This is a genomic window from Candidatus Bandiella numerosa (assembly GCF_021811875.1).
In the GTDB taxonomy this organism is placed as follows: domain Bacteria; phylum Pseudomonadota; class Alphaproteobacteria; order Rickettsiales; family Midichloriaceae; genus Aquirickettsia; species Aquirickettsia numerosa_A.
This window is the reverse complement of record NZ_JAJBJD010000003.1, coordinates 1-18,242: the sequence shown is the minus strand read 5'-3', so window position 1 is coordinate 18,242 and position 18,242 is coordinate 1. Positions and strand designations below refer to the sequence as shown.

Sequence of the window (18,242 nt, the reverse complement as noted above, 5' to 3'; positions counted from 1 at the left end):
AAACTATCAGTAATTGATGCCACAAACACGAGATTGGAAGATAGACAAGGTTATCTAAAAATGGCTTGTAAATATCATATACCGACAATAGCCATTGTATTTGATATAGAGTTAGATGTTTCTTTAGGGCGCAATTCTAAACGTTCCGATAGGGGCGGATGTAGTGATTATATTTTTAGACAAAAAGAGCAGTTGAGTCAATCTTTCTATGAGTTAAGAAAGGGAAAAGATTACAAAGAGGTTTTTGTATTAAGCACTCCAAATCAAATAAAAAAACAAAAGATAGTGTTGTTACCAAGATTAAGAGGGGTTGCATGAAAGCCCAATCTAAACTCAATAAAAAAGCCAATAATAAAAAGAACCTCTTAAAGGAAGAAGGGAATATCAGAATAGAGGCTTTGTACAATATCATTCTTACTGAGAGTGGCAAACCAGATTATCTGGCTATCGATATCTACACAGAAGCTAGGTCTTGGTATAAGCCTAAGAAAACAAATATCCAAGGTAATATAGTCTACTCGTCAAAGCTAAGCGGCTATGGGTGGCAGATAGGTTATGAGTATTTAGCTAATAAGCATAAATGTACTACTGAGTTAATCAGAAGAAAATTGGTCTTATTAGAAAAGTTAGGGTTACTTACTAGAGATTTTAGAACTGAATATTATCACGGTAAAAGATTTAACAATAATATGTATCTTTTAGTATGGAAAGACACGCCTCATTTCTATAGTGAAATTGGTCTAGAAAAAAAGGTGGTAACTACTCCTCAAAACCAAGTAGAGCTATGCAAAAATTCGTGCCCCCCTCTCCAACAAAAATTGGACAACATATATGTAATACCCAATAACGGTAAGAAAAAAGAAGAAGAAGCTAAAGCTTATTCTTCTTCTTTTTTCTCTAGTACTCCTATTGAAGTTGATACTCCTTTAGCGTGCGCGCGTGAGGGAAAAATTCAACCTTGCAAAATCGTACAAATCTCAAACACAAAACCTGAACCAGCGCCGCAAGAACCAATTATCGAAGTTCCAACCTTGGCTATTAGCTCTCTTGCGGAGCTAGCCAAGGTTTACCAAGCAGAAGAAATCCGTGTTGTGGCAAGCAAGGTGGTCAATTGTGACCAGCTTGAAGAGCAACCGTACGAAAAAATCGTACAACTGAAATCACGGATTTTAGTGGAAGAGACTGCAAGCATATCTAGCGAGGAGGGCAGTGTGAATACAGGGAGAATAGACCAAATAACGCAGTTGAAGGCGGAGATCTTCAAGGTGTTTGATAGCAAAACCAGTGAGGAAATCATGGAGAATTGTACCTTTACGGAACTTGAGCCAAACAAGCTAGGAATCAGTATACGAGCTAAATTTATCTTCTCTGAACATGACAAACAAATGCTAAAAACTTGCGTTCATATGACGTATGGTTCTGAGATAAAAATGGTAAATACCTCAGCTACAGAAAAACCCACTCCGATAGAAGAGGTTAGCAAGGTTATGCAAGCTCGATCAAATTGCCTAAAATGGGATCGATTCAAAAATGAGCTACTCAAGTATTTTCCAGACAAAACGGGTGATCATATTCTCAACGCTTGGTTTGATAAACTAAGAGTTAGTGAAGATGTGCCAAACAACAGAATCATCCTAACAGGTTCAACTTTTTATGTTGATAGCGTTTACAGTAGGTTTGAAACAGCGATTGAGAGTGTAGTCAAAAAGCAAAAAGTAACTCTGGAATTGCATTATGAAAACAATAACCAGAGACCAATAATTTATAAACCAAATGGAGGGTTTTAATGAGCGAAACACAAGAAAGAAAAACAACTAAGAATTTGAGTAAAGAGCAAATATATAAACTGAATTATATTCTTTTAACAATAGAAACGTTAGATGAAATTGAAGGTGCTAAAATAATATTGCGATCAGCAGAAAGGGAGATAGAAGAATTAATCAATAATTTTGTTTCTAATGCACTAAACGCACACTCTTTTGTAAAACATCAGCAATTAATAGTCAAAAGAAGTTTAAAAAATTTACAAGAAGATCTTCCTAGGAAGCTAGAAAAGCTAAATCATTTAAGCATTAGATTAGAGCAATTTGTAGCTTCAAACAATTTAATGGATAAGTAGTATGGACACAGTATATGAGGATGAATCCCTAAATAAAATGGAAGAAACTCTCAAGAGTATGACTAGGGATGAGTTTGCTGAAGTCCTATTAACTACTGTCGATAGGCTAATCGAGCAATTTGATCAAACTCATAAAGAAGAGGCTAGTAAAAATGAGAAATAGCGCAGAGATCCAGCTGATAGGCTACGTGTACCAAGATGCAAGATGCCCGAATGAACGAGATTATCCGAATTGGGTAGTGTTTAAGCTTTGTGTGAACAGGAAGTACAAAGATAAGAATGGAGAAGAAAAGCAAGATACTAGTTGGTTTGAGTGTAAATCCAATTCCGAAACGATGTCCAAACTTATTAAGCTGTACGTCAAAGACAAGATGGGTTTGTTTGTCAGAGGAATACCTAAGGCTAAAGCTTATACGACTAGTAGCGGAACAGCTGAGGCAAACATTGAAGTACTAGTAACTGAGTTTAATATTCTAACGTATCCAAAAGAAAAGACGGATACAACAGAGCAAAGTAACGGCAGGTACAAGATAGAAAGCGGTACAAAAGCAGTTATACCAGAGGCAGAAATATACGATGACGAAATACCATTTAGTTAGGAAAGAGATGCTTAAAAAATCATTATCGGTATTTGATGTCTTTTCTGGGATAGGCGGATTTTCTCTAGGGCTGGAAAAAGCAGGAATGCAAACAGTGGCTTTTTGTGAAAAGGACTCTTTTTGTCAAAAAATACTAAAAACACATTGGCGTGATATTCCGATATTTCCAGATATATCAAAGTTAACTAAAGACGATTTTAAAACGCTAAAGCAAATTGACATTATTGCAGGAGGTTTTCCTTGTCAGGATATTTCTTGCGCAGGAAAACAACTTGGAATTAATGGTTCAAGATCTGGGCTTTGGAAAGAATTTAAGAGGTTAATTAATGAGCTCAAACCAAGATATGCAATTATCGAAAACGTGGCTAACCTTCGTAGTAAAGGACTTGTCGCAGTCCTGCAAGATTTATGGGAGATCGGGTATGATGCAGAATGGCATTGCATACCAGCTTCCGCCTTTGGTGCGCCTCACAGACGGGATAGAATCTGGATTATGGCCTACCCCACTTGCATCGGCAAAGTCGGATTGTCCATCGGAAAGGATGAGACAGAGTCCACATTTGGAGACAGTTGTAAAAATGCTACCGACGCCGACTGCAAGCGATGCGACTGTGGGAGATATAATCGGCAAGGACGATATCTACAAGATGACTTCGAGCGGAAGTATTCGGAAGCACACCAAGAATGGAACATCGGGGAGTCTGGGATTAGCAAGACATGTAAGATTCTTTCCGACCCCAACTGCCCGAGACTACAAGGATACTGGGGATCTGAAGAAATTAGCACAATATGTAAGCAAGAGCAGATTAGCTTGTACTATCGCACACGAGGACTTGAACAATGGGGAGCAGAACCGGAATCAATAGCTAGACTAAAAGAGGGGCGTCTAAATCCTGATTGGGTAGAATGGCTTATGGGCTTTCCAAGTAGCTGGACGGAGAGCGGAAGTCGTAGGCAGCGTCTTATGGTGTTAGGCAATGCAGTCGTGCCGTTAATTCCAGAATTTTTAGGAGAAGCAATTATAAATAGTTTTGGGAAGAATTATAATCATTAATTAAGAGGACTAAGATAATGAATATTATAGAAGCCATTCAACAGATGAGAGAAGGTAAAAAAGTTTGCCGATCTAGTGAGTGCGATGGATATTGTTACTTTATATTGGGTTACGAGGATAATGAGTATGAGGAAAGAAGAGAAATAATTTATCAATATTGTGCTTATCATGATTTTGAAAAAAAACACCCTCAGCACAAAGATAGACTAGTAATCCAAGAATGGGTGTTTGATATATATGATGTTGAAGCAAATGATTGGATAATTGTAGGAGAGAAGATATGAAGAACATAGCATTGTCCGCATTTCTTACTGTTCTTTTAGGCTTTTTGATTTGGCTACCGATGATAACCATTTCAAAGGAGTTACTGGATTTAAATAGCAAAATTGACAAAATAATAATATTTTTAGACTTGGATTTAAATGCTGAAGATGAGGTAGAGAAATGAGCGCAGCTTATGCTAGAAAAAGCATTCTTGCTAGAATAGATAGAACTATTACTGATGATAGCCCTAAGGAAAGTGACGGCAAATTTTTGCAAGAAGCGTGTATCATATCTGATTATAACTCTGCTGAGTTTACGTATATAAAAACCAGAATGGAGAATAAGTATGGTTTTAAGTTTAAGAATTACCACAAACGATTAGATGCAGTGGAACAGTGGGAGAAAGGGAGAGATCCTTTATCTGTTAAAAAAAGTGATACTAAAAAACCTAAGCTTACAACAATAAAGGATAATGACTGGATGAAATCTTATAAAGGGGAGTTATCTCCGAGTCAAGCTCTTGAAAGGTTTCACAAACTAAAGGCCGAGGAGAAGAAGCAAAGATTGTTAGAAGAAGCTAGGAACGTAAATTTATTGTGGTAATTAATTATGGAACAAAAAAAATTTCCTACTTACAAAGAACTTTATAAAGAGTGTGAAGAACTAAAAGTCCGAGTTAGCAATTTAGAAGATGAATTATCCGATGCTGAAACAGCTCTTGAAGAAATTAATAAGGAAGCGTCCTATGGATCATGGAATTATTATGGAGGAGTAGGAGAATTTGACACTATTAGAAGACTGTCAAAAAAGTGAATATATAAGTAAATTCGACTACGCAAATAATCAGTGTGTAGAAATATTAGTCAAAAAAAAGAGAAAAATAGGTATTTTTAAAAACGAAAGGCGTTCTGTCTTAGATTAACCGATGAGACCAAACTTGAAGACAGAACTACCTAAAATTACATAAAAAGACTAAAATCGTCAAGTGTTATGTATTGTTCCTGCTTCGAGAAAGAGTCTACACAAAAATTATCATAATAAAACCCGAATTCTTGAGTTTGAAACCCAAACTGAATGTTCAGCCAATCAGCTATATTCCTGGCGTCGCTATTTGGATCTAGATTTAACTTTTCAGCAACATAGGATGGAAACTTTTCATTCTCTTTGTTAAAGAGAAAACAACCTATTCTTTCAACCCCTAAAAATAAGGCATCTTGGATCATAAAAGTAACAATTTTATACTGAGTACTGTTGCCTAAGTTTAACCAGTAAACAGAAGGAGTCTTTGAAATATCAATTTTTTTCCACCGAAGGGATTCTTTGCTATTTTTACTACTCATTGGTGATAAAGTATATATTTCTGTATCAAGCATTTTTTCTATATTTTAAAATTACTACAAAGCAGATCTTATAAATAAAATGTTTTGGAAAAAACGTTCTGCTTTTTTACCGAAACTCAAAAGCGGAAAATAACGCCAAAAGACAGAACTATTACAAGTTATATTGAACGGGCGAAGCGGTCAAGTACTTATATTCCTCAACTAATTAATATCCTATATTTCTATATAGCTAGGTATATAGAAATATAGGTAAATAGTTTAGTATATGTCTAGGTTTCTATATAACTATCTATTGCCTTGATAATTATATCTTGCATAGTATCGCCCTTGATAGCAGTCTTAGCTTTGAATATAGCTCGTTTATTTTTTGCTATATTTATGTTTAAGCCAACCATATCATCTTTAATTGCTTCAATAATGGCTTTATCCACAGTATGACTGCGATGTTTATTCTTACCCTTTTTAGCTTCAAATGACATTATCTAAAACCTTCAATATTTCGTTTTTAAAATCTTCAATTTCATTAACCGCCTCTATTGCTCTTGTATCATAATGTACGGTTAGACCATCTGATGCAGTTTTAGCATATACTTCTCTATGTATTGTACGACTTGTTAAAATAGGTATTTCATAACCAGAAAGAGCTTTCTCAACATCTTCACTTAAGGTTGTTCCCTTACGAGATCTGCTGATAAAAAAATAACAAAGAGGCTTACCTTCGGTAACTGCTTGTCTTGCTTGTATTATTTCTACAAGGTCAGAACATGCCCAAACATCATAAGGTGATGGTGTTACTGGTATTATTACTAAGTCCGCCGCTTTTACAGCTGCACCAGCAAGTTTAGAAGATTGAGGAGCACCATCAATGATTACTATGTCATAACCGTGTTTTACACCTTCTATATCTTTTGCTAACGTTTCTCTATCTAAACCCACGACATGGATTAATTTACCTTCATTAGCTTGATTCCAGTCTCTAAGGCTACCTTGTGGATCAGAGTCTATTAATAGTATTTTTTTATTATCTTTTTGTATGGCTACCGCTAGATTAGTGCTGATAGTTGTTTTACCTACTCCACCTTTTTGATTTAGTATCGCTATTACTCTTGTCATATCGTTAACCATAGATTTATATATACAAAGGTAACCTAGGTATATATAAATCTATATATATATAAACCTAAATACCTAGGTAGGATTATTCACTTTACTCATTCTTTTGTCAATAGTATTTATAGTATCAGCACTAATCTTACTTAGCACCCTCAATCACCTTATGTTTACAAGGGATATTGCTATAATCTGGTAATCAATCATAGATATAGAATACAAAGAGTAGATAATTTGTTATTTAATACAATATGTAGTATAATTTTCATAGTTAATTCAATTTCTAAAGGATAATAATATACAGTTGCGAGAGCGTAAAAAGAGGCGTTAATGAAGTGGACAATAAAAGAAGTCAAGATATCCGATCTAAAGGAATATGATAAAAACCCAAGAAAGATTAAAAAAGAACAGCTTGATAAATTAACTGCTCATATAAATGAGGATGGTTATCACCAAAGAATTATAGTTAATACAGACTACACCATTATAGGTGGACATCAGAGAAAGAAAGCATTGCTACAAGCAGGATATAAACCTTCGGATGTTATAGAAGTGCTTATGCCTGAGTGGACTCTCCAGCAGCAAGAACTTGATAGAATCAATGTAAGAGATAATTTGAATTTTGGAGAGTTTGACTTTGATATTCTACAAGAACAATTTAACCTTGAAGAGCTTGAAGAGTTTGGGTTTGATAAGGAATTCTTAGAAACTTTAGAACCCGTGATCATACCCTCTATTGATGAAGACGAAATAGAGCAATTACCAGCTAATCCCGTAAGTAAATTAGGCGATTTATACATATTAGGTAATCACCGCCTTCTTTGTGGAGATAGTACTAATGCTGAGCATGTAAGCAGATTGTTAGACGGAACAAATCCTATATTAATGGTAACTGATCCTCCATATGGAGTAAGCTATAAACCTGAATGGAGGGAAGTTGCCGGTAAAGGAGCAAGAGCTAAAGGAACAGTTTTAAATGACGATAGGTATGATTGGTCTGATGCTTATTCATTATTTACAGGAGATGTTGCATATATTTGGCATTCCTCAAGCTACACACATAAATTTGCAGAGCATATTGAAAATTGTGATTTTAAATTAATAAGTTTGATTATTTGGAGTAAGCAGCACTTTGCCTTAAGTCGAGGAGATTATCATGGCCAACACGAACCTTTATGGTACGCTGTAAAAAGAGGAAGGCAGCATAACTGGCAAGGTAAACGTGATCAGAGTACGATATGGGAGATAAATAATAATAATGTATTTGGTGGCGGTGGTGAAGAACAAACAGGACATGGTACTCAAAAACCTATTGAATGTATGTTACGTCCTATTATAAATAATTCAAAAGTCGGTGAAGGAGTATATGACCCATTTGGCGGAAGTGGTACAACTTTGATAGCTTGTGAGAAATCAGACCGTAATTGCTATATGATGGAACTATCACCTGCATACGTAGATATCATAGTACAAAGGTGGGAGAAAATCACAGGAGAAAAAGCGGTTTTGCATGAGTAAATCTTTAAACAATAAAAGAGCAAAAAAGGGCGAGATTCTAGAGCTTAACGCGGCAGAAATTTCTCAAATTGAAGCATTAGCCGTTCACGGTCATACTCAGCAAGAGATTTCCAATTATCTAGGTTTTAGCGATAGAACGTTCCGAAATATACAAAAAAGAGATGAGGATATCTTTTCCGCCTATACGAGGGGGAGAATGAAGGCTAAAAACTTTGTGAGTTCAAGGCTTATGGGGTATATTAAGAGCGATACAAAATCGGAAATGAGTCTAAAGGCAATTATATTCTATCTTAAAACACAAGGGGGTTGGTCGGAAAAGCAACATGAAGCACTATTGCCGATTACACAGGGAGAAGCTAACATAGTTAAAACATTAAGCAGAGAAGAATTAATAGAGAGAATTAACTTAACGAAAGAATTGATTTATTTAAAGAAAGAGTGCGGAGAAACGGAATAAGTAAAAATTGTTTTAAGCTTCCAAGTTCTAGAAAATATAGTGTACATAACACAAAGACACAATGAAAGGTAGCATAAATTTTATGACAGAAAACAACTTAACTATTTTTGAAGATCACAAAATCCGTAGAACCTATGATAAAAAAACTGAAACCTGGTTTTTCTCGGTTGTTGATATAGTCAGTGCATTAACTGATAGTACTAACTCTCGACGTTATTGGTCTGACTTAAAAAAACAACTCACTGAGCAAGAGGGTTTTTCTGAAGTGTACGAAAAAATCGTACAGTTGAAACTAAAAGCCCCTGATGGAAAGATGCGTGAAACAGACTGCGCTAATACCGAATCCCTATTTCGTATTATTCAATCTATCCCATCGCCTAAAGCTGAACCGCTTAAACGTTGGCTTGCTAAAGTAGGCTATGAACGTGTACAAGAAATTGCCGACCCAGAGAAATCTCTTAATAGAGCTAGAGAGAACTGGAAAAAGCATGGGCGCAGCAAACAATGGATACAGCAACGTATGCTCGGTCAAGAAACCAGGAACAAGTTAACCGATTACTGGAAAGACCATGACATTAACGAAGGTGATGAGTATGCTACTCTAACAAGTATTATTCATCAAGAATGGTCTGGAGTAAGCGTAAAAAAGCACAAAGATCTAAAGGGTTTAAAAAGCCATAATTTACGTGATCATATGACAGAGGCAGAGTTAATTTTTACTGCGCTTGCTGAATTATCAACGAGGCAAATTGCAGAAAGCATAAATGCAAAAGGAATGCCAGAAAACAAGACGGCAAGTAAAGCGGGCGGGAAGATTGCCAAGGCTGCCAGAATAGAGCTTGAGAATAAAACGGGACAAAAGGTAATTTCAAACGAAAATTATTTAAAATCACCAAAGAAAATAACATAAAGAAAAACAAGAGTACTAACTATCAAATGGTAAAATCACATTTGTTAAGCTAGTTATTTTGCATAGGGTTACACTGATTGACAAGTTATGTTGTGCTTTAATTTTAAAAGGTTTTAATTATATCTTTACTTCTTTAAACGAAGATGTATACTTATCTTTATTTAAAGAAAAACACATATGAAGATAATAGCAATATTAAACCAAAAAGGCGGTGTAGGTAAAACTACCTTAGCAACTAATATCGCCACTAAATTACACTTGAATAAATCTAGAGTGCTGCTTATAGATTCAGATCCTCAGGGGTCGGCTCGTGATTGGCATGCAGCCGGTAGTAGCGACATAGCAGTTGTAGGTATGGATAGACCTACTTTAGAGAAAGACATCTCAAAAATTGCGGATAAATTTGACTGGGTTATTGTCGACGGAGCACCTCAATTAACCGATATGGCAATTTCAGCTGTTAAGTGTGCAGATCTTATAATTATACCGGTACAACCTTCTCCTTATGATATATGGGCTTCTGAAGACCTTGTAGATATAATAAAACATAGACAACAACTTACTGACGGCAATCCAAAATCATACTTTTGTATTAGTAGAAAAATAACTAACACTTCTTTAAGCAAAGAAATAGTGGAAGCTTTACAAGGTTATTCTTTGCCGGTAATGAAAAGTTATACGTCTCAAAGAATTATATATGCTAAATCGGCAGCGGAAGGTCAGACAGTTTTTGATACTAATAATAATGAAGCAATACAAGAAATCACTAATGTAGTAAATGAAATAAAAGAAATAATATGAGCTTACTAAAAACAGGGCGTCCTTCAATTAATAAGGTAAAAGCTTTCCAGCAGCTAAAAGATAAACAAGATATTATGAAGATGAATATTAATGTTGCCAAAAGCTTTCATAAAGAGATCAAGCGCTATGCATTAGAAAATGATATCACGATTACAGAATTAATACATAAATCTTTACAAGATTATATGAAGAAATAAGTATATAAAGAAAAGAGTATAAGAGTATGGAGATTATAGAAGAAATAAAAGAGTTAAGCGACGAACTGGCGAGGCTTATTAATGATATTATGCTAGATAAATCATTAAATAACTCAGGTAAAATTACGGAAGCCCAAAGTGTAATACAGTCACTAACGGAATATTTAGTAGATTTGTCTTACGAGCTACAGAATAAATAAAAGAGGTTTCTATGGTCTTATCTTGGGAAAAAGACAATAGATATTACAAACTCCTGTTTCAACCTACTTTATTTGGCACTATGGACGTAATATGTGTCTGGGGACGAGTAGGCGGTAATTTAGGCGGATATAAAGTTATCTCCTGTGATACCGAAAAAGATGTAGAGCTTAGTGTAAATAATATAAAGCAAAAAAGAAAGTATCGAGGCTATACTCTTCTAGAAGTATAGAATTTTATTATCTCTATGAAATCACAAATAACAGCTCACGTTTCTCTCCATAATTTAAACCTTTCGCTAGCTAAGCTAAACGCCGAGCTTTCCCTTTACGAATTTCTAAAGCAAGCGTGGCCTATCATCGAAGGTAAAACACCTTTTATCGATAATTGGCATTTAAAAGTTATAGCCGAACACTTGGAAGCTTGTTATAGACGAGAGATAAAAAACCTTTTAATTAATGTCCCACCTAGAACCAGTAAGACCAGTTTAATTTCAATAGCATTTCCTGCTTGGGTTTGGTTGCAGAATCCGGAAGAGAGATTTATGTATGCTTCGTATGCTCATTCTTTGTCTACGGAACATTCTTTAAAATGCAGGAGATTAATAGAATCTGATTGGTATCAGGAAAGATGGGGAGCTAGATATCAGTTAGCTAAGGATCAAAAGGCTAAAATGCTTTTTGAAAACAATAAAGGCGGATGTCGTATTGCAACAAGCGTCGGATCTGTTGCTACGGGTAAAGGCGGCAGTATAATTATAGTTGATGACGGGAATAATGCTCGAGACGGGGAGTCTGGGGCAAAAAGAGAAAGCACTAACAGTTGGTGGGATCAAGTATGGTCTACTCGTTTAAATAATCCTTTGCATGATGTTCGTATTGTTGTACAGCAGAGGATTCATGAAAAAGATATTACTGGGCATATTCTAGCAAATGATACTGAATCCGAGTGGGTTAAGCTTATAATCCCTATGGAATTTGAAGAAAAACGGAAGGCTAAAACTGTTATATTACCTTCTACGAACGGTCAAATATGGGAAGACCCAAGAACAAAAGAAGGAGAGTTGTTATGGCCGGAAAGGTTTCCGCTCAAGATAATAAATCGATTACAACGAGAATTAGGTTCTTACGGTTATGCAGGGCAATATCAACAAAGGCCAAGCCCTGAAGGTGGCGGTCACATTAAAAAAGCATGGTTTAAAAAATGGACTATGCCCAACCCACCTAAATATGAGCTTATACTACAAAGCTGGGATACGGCTTTTTCCGATAAACCGGATAGCTCTTATTCTGCCTGCACCACTTGGGGTGTTTGGAGGAGTAGCGACGATTACGAAATACAGAATATAATGTTATTATCTATGTGGCGTGGGAGAGTGGGCTATCCTGAACTTAGAGATAGGGCTAAAAGACTTAACCGTGATTACAAAGATACCGGCGTACATCAAAATATGTATCCTGCAATCGGTAGAGTAGACATTTGTCTTATTGAGGCAAAAGCAACAGGTGATCCTTTAATTAGAGATCTTAGAAATGCGGGTATACGTGCTATACCTTATATACCCAAAGGAGATAAGAATAGCAGAGTACAAATAATTTTACCTTATATAGAAAGCGGTTTAGTGTGGTTGCCTACAGAGTCTAAAAATGAAGATAGGTTTATGCCTTTTGCCGATGAATTTGTTGAATCGGTAAGTAGTTTTCCAAATGCTGAATCTAGAGACCTGGTTGATACTATGACACAAGCTTTAAGCTATATAAGAGATCATGCTCACTTGAGACATCCTAAAGACAAATATGAAGACGAAATAGTTCAACCGCGTAAGAAATTATATTGATAAAATTTGAAGATAGAATTTATACAATTGGATGGAAAATCCTTTTTGTAATTGTAAGAAGCTAACGAATCAATTTAATATTAGCGTTATCTAATTGCAATTCGCTCCATATTCTATCAGCAGTATATATTGGAATCTGTAATTTTATCCCCAAAGCAACACAGACACGATCGGCTAAAGAAAGGCCTTGAGGCTGTACGAGAGGATGTAGTTTAGCTACTTGTTCGGCTTGCTCTAAATCAAAAGGAACAATGGTTGTAACAATATCCGCAATTAGAGCAAGTCCTTCTTCTGGGGTAATATTTGTTCGCTGTAATACGCTTAGAGTTTCCGTAACGTTTACAACTGACATAACAGAAAATTTTAACAACGGCTTTATGATTTCTGCACCAGTTTCTTCTTGAATAAGTGCTAATAAAGCAGAAGCATCTAGTATGATTCTATTATTCATATTTTGCCTCATTTCGTCGCATAGTTATTAATTCATCGGTAAGCGAAATATTTTGACCAGTGGTGTTTATATAATTCTTTACCTTATTTTGTAGTGTTCGTAAAGCTTGCTCCGCTGTAGTAAGGTATATTAGATTATCTTCCATATGCAATATAATGTCATCTCCGGTTTCTAGGTGGAGGTTTTGACGAAAAGCTGTCGGAATGATTACTCTTCCACCTTTTCCTAATTTTGTTCTTACAGCTTTCATAGGAATAATTCTTTTTTAAATTAGTAATATAATATATTGTACCATAATATTTAATTATGTCATTAATATTAATTGAGGCATAGCAATTTATTATTGTCAAAAGTACAAGAAGAGTTATTGACGGTTAAGAAAGTATCTATGGCAGTTGTATAAAACTCTAGTACAAACAAACTACAGTTTTGCCGTACCGCTCTGAACTTAATAAATCATAGTACAATCAACAAAAATATTAGACCTTTATGTACAAACATAGTACAGTCGATTTTTTTAGATAAAATCGTACTGGAGGCTTCATGAAAATAGGATATGCTCGAGTTAGTAGTAGTACTCAAGATCTTGAGTTACAAAAAGAGGAATTATTAAAAGCCGGATGTGAAAAGATATTTAGTGAGTCTGTAAGCGGTAAAGATAATAATCGTACCCAGTTAATAGAAATGATTGCCTCACTCAGAGCGAAAGATGTTGTCGTAGTTTATAAAATTGATAGAATTGCTAGATCTTTGAAAGGACTTATTGAAATTGTAGAATTATTGAAAGACAAGAAAGTGGATCTTGTATCTCTTGACTCCGGAGACAGAGTCGATACTACTTCGCCTATGGGCAAGGCATTTTTTCAGATAGCAGGTGTATTTGCTGAGTTAGAGCGTAGCATGATTAATGCCCGAACTAAAGCAGGAATAGAAAAAGCTAAAATTGACGGCGTAAAATTTGGCAGAACTTTGGGAAGCAAGAATCCAAAAACGGCAGCTAAAATTGAAAAAATGAAGATTTTTCTACGTGCGGGTAAAAGTTATGATTGGATTACTAAAGAACTATCGGTAAGCAAAAAAACAGTAGCCGATATCAAAAAATCTCTACCATCTCTTAGCTTACAACTCTAGTATCGGAAAAATCTGAGATACAACCTGTTCGTCAGGTACTAGCTTTGAAAGTTAATTTGAGAAAGGGTCGAAATTTAGATTTATTTCTTTCCAATCTTCATACTGATCAACAAATAGATTTTTAATAGGTGAACTTTTATGAACAGCTTCTACAGCACTGTTCACGAATTTGTCACACTCATCTTTACTAAGCTTACCACACTTTGATTCTATAACGGATAATTTGTCTACACTACCATCTTTATTTAAATTTAAATGCAATACTACTCTACTATCAGAATATTTTTCATCATTGTATTTTTTATCTACCCAACAACGAGTGATTTGATGTTTTATTTGTCCTTTGTTACCACCGAAAGAACAAGATGAAACGAACAGTAAAGAAAGTAAAATAGCAATTTTTTTCATATTTTTTAATAAAACTAATTAATAGGAGGTTCACCGTATTTATTTTTTTTAGAAGTCCCTTTGAAGATAAGTAAACCAATAAAAAATATTGTAGAGATAATTTGAGATATAAAAACACTACCAAGAATAGGAGCAATTTGCCACCAACCACTCAAATTTAGGTCATGCAATCTTCTCGCCTCTAAAGATAAGTAAGGTATAGAAATAACTACTGCGTATATAACAATAAGAATACTATTATTATATCTCTGTGTAAGTATAAATATAGGTATAAATGTAATTATTATAAACAAAGAAAATATACCGTATTCTTTTCTACTAGCTCTTCCTTGAAATTGAAAATATTTATTTCTAAAATAATTTATAAACAAATCAAACATTCTAAATTACTCTTCTAATAAACTATCAACGCCAACTAAACAATTAGCAAAATTTTCATCAACAACACTAAAAACTGTTTTTTCTGTAATACAGGCAAAAGTCAAAATAGCCCCAATGGGTTTTACGTAATACCCCAGTATTTCAGCTGTTATACTGCCCAAATTCATTTCATTAATATGCGCAATTTTTACCACTGGGTTGGTACATTTATAATATCCACCAACAATATTTAATCCTACATTAACAGTACCTTTTTTACAATGTTCTATAGTTTCGTCTGTAGTCAACATTTCTTTTGTACTAATTCCGTTATTTTTTGCAATAAACAACATGCTTTTCATGCTAGCTTTTAAAGCGTCTTTAGAAAAACCTTTTACAGCTTCTAATACAATTTTTAAATCTTGAGTAACTGCTTCTAGCCCTTTCGCCAGATATCCATAACCAGTAGTTGTATTTTGATTACCAGAAACGTCAAGACTTTTTAAATTTGGAAATCTACCCATTGCAAGAGAATCAGCCATGTATTTAAAACCATCATCGCCAATAATATTCTTTGAGAAATTCATTGTTACAATATATCTACCAGCTAAAGTGTTATCAAAACGCAAACCATAGAATAAATTCTCTACTCCTCCGAATCCTATTTTATTACTACTCACATCGAATACATCTAAATCCAGTCTTTGATACTGTAAGTTACCTGCAAGTACAGCAATCTCGGTATCTGTTAAGTTATTGTTTCTAAGATTTATGGTTTTGTCAGGTACGAGATATCCGTGTGCTGGGTTACTTGTTTGTTTTATTATTGAGTTAAAGGAGATATTATAAGCATGTTTGCCTGGCGCATAATCATAGCTGTCTGCGTATGATCCGCCGTGCGTATTAATACCACCAGAACCTCCGCCAATTCCAAAACTTCCACTTGTACTATAACCACCCCCTTGAGTGCTACTAGAAAAATAGTTACCACCACTACCGCTACCACTTTTATTATTTATATCTATTGTCTCACATTCTCTTTTCATAGAAACATAAAGTGTTAAATTTATATCATTTCAAATAATCAGAATTTCCAACTTAAGACAAGTAAAATATACAATTTATAATTGCGATATCTCTTTATCACTGTAATAAAAATACCTCTCTAAGATTCATCATAAGATTAGCTATCAGCTATTCGCAACTTGCATTTTAAAATTAGTCATTAGAAAACCCCTTGTATCCCAATCTTTTAAAGCCAAAAACCTTGTATTTAGAGGTGTAAAATGCTATACTATTCATAGTTATTTTAACATCAAAATTGACCAAAAATATTAATATGGGTGTCGGGAGTAAAGCAAAAAAAAGACGTGTGCCGCTTAAAGAAACCAGTGCTGCAGAAATAGATGATTTGCTTAGCACTAATGAACCTTCACCTGAAATTATTAGTGCTGCGCAAACCGATATAAGCGATGAGTTAATAGATGATATAGGTGCTTCGCAAGATGAAGGTGTTATTTTAGAAGAAGAGCTTTTATCTAGATTAGATAATGAGGATTTTGAGGAATCTCAACCTTTTAATAGCGATATCTCAAGTAGTATTCCAGAAAAAGTGCTTGAAAAAATAGCTGCTTATTTAGAAGAAGTGACTTCGGAGGATATAAAATCTAGGCAACCATGGCTTGATATTATTAATAAAACAAAACCGTTCTTGGGTTTTGGTCTTGAAGAAGCAAGCAATAAGATAAATGCAACAATTAACTCTTCTACCGTCAATAATGACCAAATAAAAACATTTGATACCACATTTTCTACCGCATTACTTCGCTTGTGGGCACTACTTCGTTCAGAGTTGTTGCCTTCTGCCGGTCCATGTGGATTTAAAACCGATAGTAATAATACGGAAGCTTTTGAATTACAAGGTGAGATAACCAAAGATGCGTTAAATGAATATCTAACAATAGAGGATAAAGGATTTTACCCTGATTATGATCGATTTTTACTTTACCTATTGTTGTACGGCTGTGTTTTTCGCAAAGTATATTATGATTCTATAACTAAAAAACCGATAAGCAGGTTTATTATCCCTGAAGATTTTTTAGTAGATAATAATTGTAGCAGCATATTAGAGTCTAATCGTCTTACTCATATCAGGTATCTTTCAAAGAGAGAAATCTTACTTAATATGCAAGACGGAACATTTAGATCCGTTGAACTTGATTATTTAAAATCAACAAATAACATTGTAGATACAGAAGAAAATGATCTTAAAGAAGATGACGTAAATAGCGGCATTGATATATCGGCTTATAGTACATTATCACGCTTTAAATTTTATGAGACTCACGAATATTTAGATTTGAATGAGTTTTTTGACTCTGGCGATACATGGGAATCTGGTAGTAATTTTTTACCATCACCCTATGTGATAACTAGATGTGGTTTGAGTAATAAGATAGTAAGTATTATACCTAACTGGCAAGAAGACGATCCGACTCGTACTCGAATTAATTGTTTTGTTCACTATAATCTTTTTCCTGGGTTTGATATATATGGCTTAGGACTTGCTCAAGTTTTGGGTAGTAACGCTATGAGTTTAACTTGTATGCAAAGAATGGCAATTGATGCTGCTATATTTCAGAATTTTCCGGGCGGTGTAAAAGTACCTGGTATTAAGAATCAAAATAATGACATAACAATAACTCCTGGTCAATTTATTACTTTAGATACGGGAGCACTTCCGTTAGCGCAGGCCATTATGCCTCTTCCCTATAACGGACCTTCACCTGCGTTGCTCGAATATCTTCAGAGAGTAACGAATCAGACACAACAGCTTGCTTCGACAAGCGAAGTAGGTATGCCTGAAAATAGTGCAAATACACCGGTCGGAACTACCATGGCGATGCTAGAAGTAGCTAATCGTATGCAATCGGCAATATTACGTACGGTACATGCCTCTTTTAGTGATGAGATACAGTTATTATTTCAAACGTTAAATCCTATGGACACTGGCTTTACGCAAAGTGACGATAATTTTGCGGAGCATCAACCATTAAAAATTATTCCTGTATCCGATCCGTCCGTAGAGTCTACTACCCAAAGAATTATGAAAGCGGAAAGTTTGCTAAAGATAGCTTCTACCGATCCACAGTTACATAATATGAGAGAGATATATACTAGAGTATATCAGGCATTAGGCATCTCTGGTATTGATCAAATTCTATTACCACAAGAAGAGCAAATGTCACCGGAGCAAGCACCAGTAGATCCACAAGTACAAGTACAAATGGCGGATATCGAGCAAAGGCGTTTAGAGGTTGAATCACGTGAGCGAATAGCTCATTTAAATATAGAAGCCGACGGCTATAAAACACAAATGAATATTGAACTAGACAAGGCTAAAATGGAGCAAGATCGTTATATAGCTGATTTAAAAGTGAATTTAGAGGAGCTCTTAAATCAAACAAAGCTAGACATGGATATGTTAA

At 34.9% G+C, this 18,242-nt stretch carries 28 protein-coding genes; 20 read left to right on the top strand and 8 right to left on the bottom strand.

What is annotated here, in order from left to right; all coding sequences use genetic code 11:
* From L8D11_RS00285 to L8D11_RS00240, 10 genes are all read left to right on the top strand, one after another.
* Positions 1-318 (top strand): AAA family ATPase (locus L8D11_RS00285; protein ID WP_236869681.1); only part of this gene is annotated, 318 nt, incomplete at its 5' end.
* Positions 315-1,787: a hypothetical protein gene (locus tag L8D11_RS00280; RefSeq protein ID WP_236869680.1), complete on the top strand. Its 1,473-nt coding sequence runs from the start codon at positions 315-317 to the stop codon at positions 1,785-1,787. The genes L8D11_RS00285 and L8D11_RS00280, both read left to right, overlap by 4 nt.
* Positions 1,787-2,119: a hypothetical protein gene (locus L8D11_RS00275; protein WP_236869679.1), complete on the top strand. Its 333-nt coding sequence runs from the start codon at positions 1,787-1,789 to the stop codon at positions 2,117-2,119. The genes L8D11_RS00280 and L8D11_RS00275 overlap by 1 nt, the downstream gene beginning before the upstream one ends.
* A 1-nt stretch (position 2,120) precedes the next feature.
* Positions 2,121-2,282: a hypothetical protein gene (locus L8D11_RS00270; RefSeq protein ID WP_236869678.1), complete on the top strand. Its 162-nt coding sequence runs from the start codon at positions 2,121-2,123 to the stop codon at positions 2,280-2,282.
* The gene (locus L8D11_RS00265; RefSeq protein ID WP_236869677.1) at positions 2,272-2,718 is read left to right on the top strand and encodes a single-stranded DNA-binding protein; all 447 of its coding nucleotides are present in this window, start codon (positions 2,272-2,274) and stop codon (positions 2,716-2,718) included. The genes L8D11_RS00270 and L8D11_RS00265 overlap by 11 nt, the downstream gene beginning before the upstream one ends.
* A complete protein-coding gene (locus L8D11_RS00260) occupies positions 2,696-3,772 on the top strand; it encodes a DNA cytosine methyltransferase (protein WP_236869676.1) in 1,077 nt (358 codons plus the stop codon). The genes L8D11_RS00265 and L8D11_RS00260 overlap by 23 nt, the downstream gene beginning before the upstream one ends.
* A 17-nt stretch (positions 3,773-3,789) precedes the next feature.
* Positions 3,790-4,056, top strand: a complete 267-nt coding sequence (locus L8D11_RS00255; RefSeq protein ID WP_236869675.1) for a Thoeris anti-defense Tad2 family protein — start codon at positions 3,790-3,792, stop codon at positions 4,054-4,056.
* Positions 4,053-4,220, top strand: coding sequence for a hypothetical protein (locus tag L8D11_RS00250; protein WP_236869674.1), 168 nt, complete (start codon positions 4,053-4,055; stop codon positions 4,218-4,220). Before L8D11_RS00255 ends, L8D11_RS00250 begins: the two co-directional genes overlap by 4 nt.
* Complete coding sequence (locus L8D11_RS00245) at positions 4,217-4,639, top strand: hypothetical protein (RefSeq protein WP_236869673.1); 423 nt, start codon at positions 4,217-4,219, stop codon at positions 4,637-4,639. Before L8D11_RS00250 ends, L8D11_RS00245 begins: the two co-directional genes overlap by 4 nt.
* A 6-nt stretch (positions 4,640-4,645) precedes the next feature.
* On the top strand, positions 4,646-4,849 hold the full coding sequence (locus tag L8D11_RS00240; protein WP_236869672.1) for a hypothetical protein: 204 nt from the start codon (positions 4,646-4,648) through the stop codon (positions 4,847-4,849).
* A gap of 146 nt (positions 4,850-4,995) precedes the next feature.
* Here L8D11_RS00240 and L8D11_RS00235 read toward each other — a convergent pair whose 3' ends face one another.
* The 3 genes from L8D11_RS00235 to parA (L8D11_RS00225) all read right to left on the bottom strand — a co-directional run bounded on the left by L8D11_RS00235 (position 4,996) and on the right by parA (L8D11_RS00225) (position 6,489).
* Positions 4,996-5,409, bottom strand: a complete 414-nt coding sequence (locus tag L8D11_RS00235; protein ID WP_236869671.1) for a hypothetical protein — start codon at positions 5,407-5,409, stop codon at positions 4,996-4,998.
* Between the two features lie 236 nt (positions 5,410-5,645).
* The gene (locus L8D11_RS00230; RefSeq protein ID WP_236869670.1) at positions 5,646-5,855 is read right to left on the bottom strand and encodes a hypothetical protein; all 210 of its coding nucleotides are present in this window, start codon (positions 5,853-5,855) and stop codon (positions 5,646-5,648) included.
* Complete coding sequence (parA, locus tag L8D11_RS00225; protein ID WP_236869669.1) at positions 5,845-6,489, bottom strand: ParA family partition ATPase; 645 nt, start codon at positions 6,487-6,489, stop codon at positions 5,845-5,847. The genes L8D11_RS00230 and parA (L8D11_RS00225) overlap by 11 nt, the downstream gene beginning before the upstream one ends.
* Before the next feature lie 327 nt (positions 6,490-6,816).
* Between parA (L8D11_RS00225) and L8D11_RS00220 the strand changes: the two genes are divergently transcribed.
* From L8D11_RS00220 to L8D11_RS00185, 8 genes are all read left to right on the top strand, one after another.
* A complete protein-coding gene (locus tag L8D11_RS00220; RefSeq protein ID WP_236869668.1) occupies positions 6,817-8,004 on the top strand; it encodes a DNA modification methylase in 1,188 nt (395 codons plus the stop codon).
* Positions 7,997-8,461, top strand: a complete 465-nt coding sequence (locus L8D11_RS00215; protein WP_236869667.1) for a hypothetical protein — start codon at positions 7,997-7,999, stop codon at positions 8,459-8,461. The genes L8D11_RS00220 and L8D11_RS00215 overlap by 8 nt, the downstream gene beginning before the upstream one ends.
* An 82-nt stretch (positions 8,462-8,543) precedes the next feature.
* Positions 8,544-9,371, top strand: a complete 828-nt coding sequence (locus L8D11_RS00210) for a BRO-N domain-containing protein (RefSeq protein WP_236869666.1) — start codon at positions 8,544-8,546, stop codon at positions 9,369-9,371.
* A gap of 177 nt (positions 9,372-9,548) precedes the next feature.
* Positions 9,549-10,172 (top strand): ParA family partition ATPase, encoded by a 624-nt coding sequence (gene parA / locus L8D11_RS00205; protein ID WP_236869665.1) that lies wholly within the window; start codon positions 9,549-9,551, stop codon positions 10,170-10,172.
* On the top strand, positions 10,169-10,369 hold the full coding sequence (locus L8D11_RS00200; RefSeq protein WP_236869664.1) for a hypothetical protein: 201 nt from the start codon (positions 10,169-10,171) through the stop codon (positions 10,367-10,369). Before parA (L8D11_RS00205) ends, L8D11_RS00200 begins: the two co-directional genes overlap by 4 nt.
* A 26-nt stretch (positions 10,370-10,395) precedes the next feature.
* Positions 10,396-10,569, top strand: coding sequence for a hypothetical protein (locus tag L8D11_RS00195; RefSeq protein WP_236869663.1), 174 nt, complete (start codon positions 10,396-10,398; stop codon positions 10,567-10,569).
* Between the two features lie 11 nt (positions 10,570-10,580).
* Positions 10,581-10,799, top strand: a complete 219-nt coding sequence (locus L8D11_RS00190) for a WGR domain-containing protein (protein WP_236869662.1) — start codon at positions 10,581-10,583, stop codon at positions 10,797-10,799.
* A 15-nt stretch (positions 10,800-10,814) separates the two neighbouring features.
* Complete coding sequence (locus L8D11_RS00185; protein WP_236869661.1) at positions 10,815-12,404, top strand: hypothetical protein; 1,590 nt, start codon at positions 10,815-10,817, stop codon at positions 12,402-12,404.
* Between the two features lie 61 nt (positions 12,405-12,465).
* Here L8D11_RS00185 and L8D11_RS00180 read toward each other — a convergent pair whose 3' ends face one another.
* Together L8D11_RS00180 and L8D11_RS00175 are read right to left on the bottom strand one after the other, a co-directional pair.
* A complete protein-coding gene (locus tag L8D11_RS00180) occupies positions 12,466-12,855 on the bottom strand; it encodes a type II toxin-antitoxin system VapC family toxin (RefSeq protein WP_236869660.1) in 390 nt (129 codons plus the stop codon).
* Positions 12,848-13,105: an AbrB/MazE/SpoVT family DNA-binding domain-containing protein gene (locus L8D11_RS00175; RefSeq protein ID WP_236869659.1), complete on the bottom strand. Its 258-nt coding sequence runs from the start codon at positions 13,103-13,105 to the stop codon at positions 12,848-12,850. The genes L8D11_RS00180 and L8D11_RS00175 overlap by 8 nt, the downstream gene beginning before the upstream one ends.
* Positions 13,106-13,398: 293 nt before the next feature.
* Between L8D11_RS00175 and L8D11_RS00170 the strand changes: the two genes are divergently transcribed.
* Positions 13,399-13,986 (top strand): recombinase family protein, encoded by a 588-nt coding sequence (locus L8D11_RS00170; RefSeq protein ID WP_236869658.1) that lies wholly within the window; start codon positions 13,399-13,401, stop codon positions 13,984-13,986.
* 51 nt (positions 13,987-14,037) lie between these two features.
* Here L8D11_RS00170 and L8D11_RS00165 read toward each other — a convergent pair whose 3' ends face one another.
* Genes L8D11_RS00165 through L8D11_RS00155 form a run of 3 tightly spaced genes read right to left on the bottom strand, consistent with a single transcriptional unit; the run spans position 14,038 to position 15,800 of the window.
* Entirely contained in the window at positions 14,038-14,394 is a 357-nt protein-coding gene (locus L8D11_RS00165; protein ID WP_236869657.1) for a cell envelope integrity protein TolA, read from the bottom strand.
* A 14-nt stretch (positions 14,395-14,408) separates the two neighbouring features.
* A complete protein-coding gene (locus L8D11_RS00160; protein WP_236869656.1) occupies positions 14,409-14,774 on the bottom strand; it encodes a DUF805 domain-containing protein in 366 nt (121 codons plus the stop codon).
* Between the two features lie 6 nt (positions 14,775-14,780).
* Positions 14,781-15,800 carry a leucine-rich repeat domain-containing protein gene (locus L8D11_RS00155; protein WP_236869655.1) on the bottom strand — a complete coding sequence of 340 codons (1,020 nt, stop codon included), beginning with the start codon at positions 15,798-15,800 and terminating at the stop codon, positions 14,781-14,783.
* Between the two features lie 275 nt (positions 15,801-16,075).
* On the opposite strand from L8D11_RS00155, the gene L8D11_RS00150 reads away from it, so the two are divergent.
* Positions 16,076-18,242: portal protein (locus L8D11_RS00150; protein WP_236869654.1), on the top strand; the 2,167-nt coding region annotated here is incomplete at its 3' end.